This is a genomic window from Stenotrophomonas sp. 3diitr2024 (assembly GCF_042136455.1).
GTDB lineage: Bacteria > Pseudomonadota > Gammaproteobacteria > Xanthomonadales > Xanthomonadaceae > Stenotrophomonas > Stenotrophomonas sepilia.
In genome coordinates, this window is sequence record NZ_JBHHMJ010000565.1 from 1 (window position 1) to 6929 (window position 6929).

The 6929-nt window shown below is 65.5% G+C and carries 5 protein-coding genes; 2 read left to right on the forward strand and 3 right to left on the reverse strand.

The annotated features are described in order from the left end of the window. Positions 1-398, forward strand: a 398-nt coding sequence (locus ABGA94_RS14555; protein WP_375367615.1) for an XVIPCD domain-containing protein, incomplete at its 5' end; no start/stop codon positions are given. A 161-nt stretch (positions 399-559) separates the two neighbouring features. On the opposite strand, the gene acnB is transcribed toward ABGA94_RS14555, so the two are convergent. Genes acnB through ABGA94_RS14570 form a run of 3 tightly spaced genes read right to left on the reverse strand, consistent with a single transcriptional unit; the run spans position 560 to position 3825 of the window. After that, a complete protein-coding gene (gene acnB, locus ABGA94_RS14560) occupies positions 560-3151 on the reverse strand; it encodes a bifunctional aconitate hydratase 2/2-methylisocitrate dehydratase (protein ID WP_065177630.1) in 2592 nt (863 codons plus the stop codon). Between the two features lie 44 nt (positions 3152-3195). Then, complete coding sequence (locus tag ABGA94_RS14565) at positions 3196-3594, reverse strand: type II toxin-antitoxin system VapC family toxin (RefSeq protein WP_005416402.1); 399 nt, start codon at positions 3592-3594, stop codon at positions 3196-3198. 6 nt (positions 3595-3600) lie between these two features. Further along, a complete protein-coding gene (locus ABGA94_RS14570) occupies positions 3601-3825 on the reverse strand; it encodes an AbrB/MazE/SpoVT family DNA-binding domain-containing protein (RefSeq protein ID WP_005409505.1) in 225 nt (74 codons plus the stop codon). 302 nt (positions 3826-4127) lie between these two features. On the opposite strand from ABGA94_RS14570, the gene acnA reads away from it, so the two are divergent. Next, entirely contained in the window at positions 4128-6881 is a 2754-nt protein-coding gene (gene acnA / locus ABGA94_RS14575; RefSeq protein WP_375367618.1) for an aconitate hydratase AcnA, read from the forward strand. The last annotated feature ends 48 nt before the right edge of the window (positions 6882-6929 follow it).

The following is a 6929-nucleotide window of genomic DNA, read 5'->3' on the forward strand; positions in this document are numbered from 1 at the left end:
TGGATCCCAGGAAGGAAGGCCATCCAGACCATGCGCTCTACCGGCAGATTCGCGAGGGTGTATCCGCCGTGGATGCCAGGCACGGGCGCAGCTTCGATGAAACCAGTGAGCGCGTGACGGCCGGCCTGCTTGCGGCGGCCAAGGGCAGCGGCCTGGAACGCGTCGATCACGTTGTACTGGGCAATTCACCCAGCGATGGCCCAGCCTCTCGCATGTTCGTTGTGCAGGGAACGCTCGACAATCCAGTAAACCTGCGGGCGTCGGTTCCAATCAGTGAGGCCGTCAATACGCCCGTAGAACAGTCGCTCGCCAAGGCCGAGCAGATTTCGCAGGCACAACAGGACGCCCAGCAGGACCTCGCCCACGAGCAGGCCCTCACCGCGAGGCGGATGGGCTAGGCCACCTGGCCGGGCACAATGAAAAACCCGGCTTTGAAAAACCCGGCTTTCACCTGCGGTTCTTCGTTTCGGCGGGATGCCGGCCAGCGGCCGGCACTACCATGCGTCGTCCGCTCACAAAAAAAACCCCCGGCGCGAGCCGGGGGTTTTCCGTTACCGCATCAGGCAGCGACCGTGCTGGCCACGTCCTGGTATTCCTCGATCTGGTCGAAGTTCATGTAGCGGTAGATCTCCGCGCCATTGGCGTTGATCACGCCGATGTCCGCCATGTACTCCTCCTTGGTCGGGATGCGGCCCAGACGCGAGCAGATCGCCGCCAGTTCCGCCGAACCCAGGTACACGTTGGTGTTGCGGCCCAGACGGTTCGGGAAGTTGCGGGTCGAGGTCGACATCGCGGTGGAGCCTTCGCGGATCTGCGCCTGGTTGCCCATGCACAGCGAGCAGCCCGGCATTTCCATACGAGCGCCGGTAGCGCCGAAGGTGCCGTACACGCCTTCCTTGGTCAGCTCGGAGGCATCCATCTTGGTCGGCGGGGCCACCCACAGGCGGGTCGGCAGGTCACGCTTGCCTTCCAGCAGCTTGGCAGCGGCGCGGAAGTGACCGATGTTGGTCATGCACGAACCGATGAACACTTCGTCGATCTTGGCACCGGCCACTTCGGACAGGGTCTTCACGTCGTCCGGGTCGTTCGGGCAGGCCACGATCGGCTCGTGGATGTCGGCAAGGTCGATTTCGATGACGGCGGCGTACTCGGCGTCCGCATCCGGCTCCAGCAGCTGCGGGTTGGCCAGCCACGCTTCCATCTTCTCGATACGGCGCTGCAGCGAGCGCGGATCCTGGTAACCCTCGGCAATCATCCACTTCAGCAGGGTGATGTTGCTGGTCAGGTACTCGATGATCGGCTCCTTGTTCAGGCGCACCGAGCAACCTGCCGCCGAACGCTCGGCCGAGGCGTCGGACAGTTCGAACGCCTGTTCGACCTTCAGCTCCGGCAGGCCTTCGATTTCCAGGATACGGCCGGAGAAGATGTTCTTCTTGCCCGCCTTGGCCACGGTCAGCAGGCCCGACTTGATCGCGTACAACGGGATCGCGTTGACCAGGTCACGCAGGGTCACGCCCGGCTGCATCTTGCCCTTGAAGCGCACCAGCACCGACTCCGGCATGTCCAGCGGCATCACGCCGGTGGCAGCGGCGAAGGCGACCAGGCCCGAGCCGGCCGGGAACGAAATACCCACCGGGAAACGGGTGTGCGAGTCACCGCCGGTGCCGACCGTGTCCGGCAGCAGCATGCGGTTGAGCCAGCTGTGGATCACGCCGTCGCCCGGGCGCAGGGAAACGCCGCCACGGGTGGAGATGAACTCCGGCAGAGTGTGGTGCGTCTTCACGTCCACCGGCTTCGGGTAAGCGGCGGTGTGGCAGAACGACTGCATCACCAGGTCGGCCGAGAAGCCCAGGCAGGCCAGGTCCTTCAGCTCGTCACGGGTCATCGGGCCGGTGGTGTCCTGCGAGCCGACCGAGGTCATCTTCGGTTCGCAGTAGGTGCCCGGGCGCATGCCCTGGCCTTCCGGCAGGCCACAGGCGCGGCCAACCATCTTCTGCGCCAGCGAGAAGCCCTTGCCGGTATCGGCCGGCTGCACCGGCAGGCGGAACAGGTCGGTCGGGGCCAGGCCCAGCGCTTCGCGCGCCTTGCCGGTCAGGCCACGGCCGATGATCAGCGGGATGCGGCCACCGGCACGCACTTCGTCGAACAGCACGTCGGACTTGACCTGGAACTCGGCGATCACTTCGCCGTTCTTCAGCGCCTTGCCTTCGTAGGGACGCAGCTCGATGACATCGCCGTGCTCCATCTTCGACACGTCCAGCTCGATCGGCAGCGCACCGGCATCTTCCATGGTGTTGTAGAAGATCGGGGCGATCTTGCCGCCCAGGCACACGCCGCCAGCGCGCTTGTTCGGGATGTACGGAATGTCATCGCCGGTCCACCACAGCACGCTGTTGGTGGCCGACTTGCGCGAGGAGCCGGTGCCGACCACGTCGCCGACGTAGGCGACCAGGTGGCCCTTGTCCTTCAGCGACAGGATCTGCTGGATCGGGCCGCGCTTGCCGTCTTCTTCCGGGGTGAACGGCGCGTCGTCGCGCTTGTTCTTCAGCATCGCCAGCGCGTGCATCGGAATGTCCGGGCGGGTGGTCGCGTCCGGTGCTGGCGACAGGTCATCGGTGTTGGTTTCGCCCGGCACCTTGAACACGGTGACGGTCAGGCTCTGCGGCACTTCCGGGTTGCTGGTGAACCACTCGGCATCGGCCCAGCTCTGCAGCACGGCCTGGGCGTTGGCGTTGCCGGCCTTGGCCTTCTCCTGCACGTCATGGAACGCATCGAACACCAGCAGGGTCTTCTTCAGGCCGTTGGCGGCGATGGTGCCGACGCTGGCGTCGTCCAGCAGCTGCACCAGCGGTGCAACGTTGTAGCCGCCGAGCATGGTACCCAGCAGTTCGGTGGCGCGCTCGCGGCTGATCAGCCGGTTCTGCTCGCTGCCCAGCGCGATCGCCGCCAGGTACGAGGCCTTGACCTTGGCCGCGTCATCGACGCCGGCCGGCACGCGGTGGGTCAGCAGGTCGAGCAGGAACTCGGCCTCGCCCTGCGGCGGGTTCTTCAGCAGTTCGATGACATCGGCCGTCTGCTGCGCGCTCAGCGGCAGCGGCGGGATGCCAAGCGCAGCGCGCTCGGCGACGTGGTGGCGGTAGGCTTCCAACATGACAACTCCCGGGTAATGCGTAGGTTGAAAAATCAAAAGTGGGCTCAGGCGTGCGGCACGATCAGCTTCAGGCCCTTGAAGTAGTCGCGGTAAAACGTGTCGTTCCAGGTGATCAGGCCGTCGCACTGCAGCAGTGCGTGGGCGCCGACCATGAATTCGTCCAGGCTGCGACGGCTACCGCCGCGCTGGCGGTGACGGCGGTGCATCTCGCCGGCGCGCAGCGCCGACTTGGCTTCCATCGGGTTGAAGTGCACGCCCATCTCTTCCAGCGCTTCGAGCACCTCAGCACCACCGCGCAGCGATGCGCACACTTCGGCGAGGGTTGCGCCACAGACCACCACGCGGCCACCGACCAGGCTCTGCCGGAGGATGGCTTCCACGGCATCGGCCTGCGGGCCATTGCTGAGCAGCTCGACCAGCACCGGCGAATCGACGGCGATCATCACGGCTTACTCCTCGTCACGTACCGCGCGCACGGCCGCGTCGGATGACTCGAAGCCGTCCAGCGCGAACTTGCCGCGCGCCCGTGAAATGGCATCGTCAACACTCTTGCGCAGGATGATGCGGCTGCCGTCCAGCTCGACCTTCAGCAGCGTGCCCTTGGTCAGGCCGAGGGCATCACGCACCGCCTTGGGCAGGGTGATCTGTCCGCGTTCTGCAACGGTGGCTTCCATCAGTAGGCCCTCAAGAGTATGCACAAATTATACATACTTCCCCGGGCATACTTCCACCCTGAACAGGACCGGCGCATCGCCAGCCCTTGCCTCGCAAAGGATCGGCCACAAACGTGACATACGCCATACACCTTCCCCTGTAGTCTGGAACCGATGCCGCAGGTCGGAACCCGGCCCGGATGAATCCATTCAGTCTGGGGTTCATACTGGGACCACCGGGGCCGCCAGGCCCGCGGCGACCGCAAGCAGGCCCGCTCATGTGCGGGCCAGAGCAAGCCATCCGCAAGAAGGAGTTACCCCGCATGAGCGATTCGTTCTCCACCCGCAGCCAGCTGAATGTCGGTGGCAAGACCTACGACTACTTCAGCCTGCCCACGCTGGGCCAGCGCTTCGATATCTCCCACCTGCCCTACTCGATGAAGATCCTGCTGGAGAACCTGCTCCGGCACGAGGACGGCGGCATCACTGTCGGCAAGGACCACATCGAAGCCGTGGCCCGCTGGAACCCGGCGGCCGAGCCGGACACCGAGATCGCCTTCATGCCGGCGCGCGTGGTCCTGCAGGACTTCACTGGCGTGCCTTGCGTGGTCGACCTGGCCGCGATGCGCGACGCCGTCGTCAAGCTCGGCGGCAAGCCGGAGCAGATCAACCCGCAGATTCCCTCCGAACTGGTCATCGACCACTCGGTGCAGGTCGATGTGTTCGGCAAGCCCGACGCGCTGGACCTCAACGGCAAGATCGAGTTCCAGCGCAACCAGGAACGCTATGGCTTCCTGCGCTGGGGCCAGAAGGCCTTCGACAACTTCAAGGTGGTGCCACCCAACACCGGTATTGTCCACCAGGTGAACCTGGAAAACCTTGCCCGCGTGGTGATGACCGCGGACAGGGACGGCAAGGCAGTGGCCTACCCGGATACGGTGTTTGGCACCGACAGCCACACCACCATGATCAATGGCATCGGCGTGCTGGGCTGGGGCGTGGGCGGCATCGAAGCGGAGGCCGCCATGCTCGGCCAGCCGTCGTCGATGCTGATCCCGCAGGTGGTCGGCTTCAAGCTGACCGGCAAGCTGCCCGAGGGCGCCACCGCCACCGACCTGGTGCTGACCGTCACCCAGATGCTGCGCAAGCTGGGCGTGGTGGGCAAGTTCGTCGAGTTCTACGGTGACGGCCTGCAGCACCTGCCGCTGGCCGACCGCGCCACCATCGGCAACATGGCCCCGGAGTACGGCGCCACCTGCGGCATCTTCCCGATCGACACGGAATCGCTTAACTACCTGCGCCTGTCGGGCCGCAGCGAAGAGCAGATCAACCTGGTCGAGGCCTACGCCAAGGCGCAGGGCCTGTGGCACGAACCCGGCAGCCCGCACGCCCAGTACAGCAGCACGCTGGAACTGGACATGGGCACGGTGAAGCCGTCGCTCGCCGGCCCGAAGCGCCCGCAGGACCGCGTGCTGCTGGAAGACGTGCAGAAGAACTACCGCGAAGCGCTGGTCGGCATGACTGCCAACCGTGACAAGCGCAGCGAGGACGTTGCCACCTTCGTCAACGAAGGCGGCGGCGCCGCGGTCGGCAACGAGCAGCTGGCCAAGGGCTTTGCCGACATCGAGATCGAAGGCCGCAAGGTGCGGCTGAAGGATGGCGCAGTGGTCATCGCCGCCATCACCTCGTGCACCAACACCTCCAACCCGGCGGTGATGATCGGTGCCGGCCTGCTGGCCCGCAACGCGGCCGCCAAGGGCCTGAACCGCCAGCCGTGGGTCAAGACCTCGCTCGGCCCAGGCTCGCGCGTGGTCACCGATTACCTGGAAAAGGCCGGCGTGCTGAAGGAGCTGGAGAAGATCGGCTTCTACGTGGTCGGCTACGGCTGCACCACCTGCATCGGCAACTCCGGCCCGCTGCCGACCGAAGTCAGCGCCGGCATCGCCGCTGGCGATCTGGTGGTGACCTCGGTGCTGTCGGGCAACCGCAACTTCGAGGGCCGCGTGCACCCCGAAGTGAAGATGAACTACCTGGCCAGCCCGCCGCTGGTGGTGGCCTATGCCATCGCCGGCACCACCGACATCGACCTGACCACCCAGCCGCTGGGTACCGGCAGCGATGGCCAGCCGGTGTTCCTGCGCGACATCTGGCCAAGCAACAAGGAAATCGGCGACGTCATCGCCGCCACCATTGGCCCGGAGATGTTCAAGCAGAACTACGCCGATGTGTTCAAGGGCGATACCCGCTGGAACACGATCGCCTCGCCGGACGGCAACCTGTACGAGTGGAGCGACGCCTCCACCTACATCAAGAACCCGCCCTACTTCGATGGCATGACCATGCAGACCGGCAGCATCGACGACGTGCACGGCGCACGCGTGATGGGCCTGTTCGGCGACTCGATCACCACCGACCACATTTCCCCGGCCGGCAACATCAAGAAGGACTCGCCGGCAGGCCGCTTCCTGCAGGAGCGCGGCGTGCAGCCGGCCGACTTCAACAGCTACGGCAGCCGTCGCGGCAACGATGACGTGATGGTCCGCGGCACCTTCGCCAACATCCGCATCAAGAACCTGATGTTCGGTGGCGAGGAAGGCGGCAACACCCTGTACTACCCGGCCGGTGGTGGCCAGCCGGAAAAGCTGGCGATCTACGACGCGGCCATGAAGTACAAGGCCGACAAGGTGCCGCTGGTGGTGCTGGCCGGCAAGGAATACGGCACCGGCTCGTCGCGTGACTGGGCGGCCAAGGGCACCCTGCTGCTGGGGGTGAAGGCGGTCATCGCCGAGAGCTTCGAGCGCATCCACCGCTCCAACCTGGTCGGCATGGGCGTGCTGCCGCTGCAGTTCCGCAACGGCGAGAACGCACAGACGCTGGGCCTGGACGGCTCGGAAGTGATCGACATCACCGGCCTGCAGGATGGTGCAAGCAAGCGCGCCACGGTTACCGCCACCAAGGCCGATGGCACGAAGAAGACCTTCGAGGTGTCGGTGATGCTGCTGACCCCGAAGGAAGTCGAGTACTTCCGTCATGGCGGCCTGCTGCAGTACGTGCTTCGCCAGCTGGCAGCCAAGTAACGGCGCGGCTGCGCCCGATTGAGAAAAGGGCCGGATCCTTGCGGATCC

What these genes read in the sequence shown, in the direction of transcription:
- ABGA94_RS14570 (WP_005409505.1), bottom strand. Translation starts at nt 3,825, where the DNA reads ATGGAAGCCACCGTTGCAGAACGCGGACAGATCACCCTGCCCAAGGCG.
- ABGA94_RS14565 (WP_005416402.1), bottom strand. Translation starts at nt 3,594, where the DNA reads ATGATCGCCGTCGATTCGCCGGTGCTGGTCGAGCTGCTCAGCAATGGC.
- acnB (WP_065177630.1), bottom strand. Translation starts at nt 3,151, where the DNA reads ATGTTGGAAGCCTACCGCCACCACGTCGCCGAGCGCGCTGCGCTTGGC.
- acnA (WP_375367618.1), top strand. Translation starts at nt 4,128, where the DNA reads ATGAGCGATTCGTTCTCCACCCGCAGCCAGCTGAATGTCGGTGGCAAG.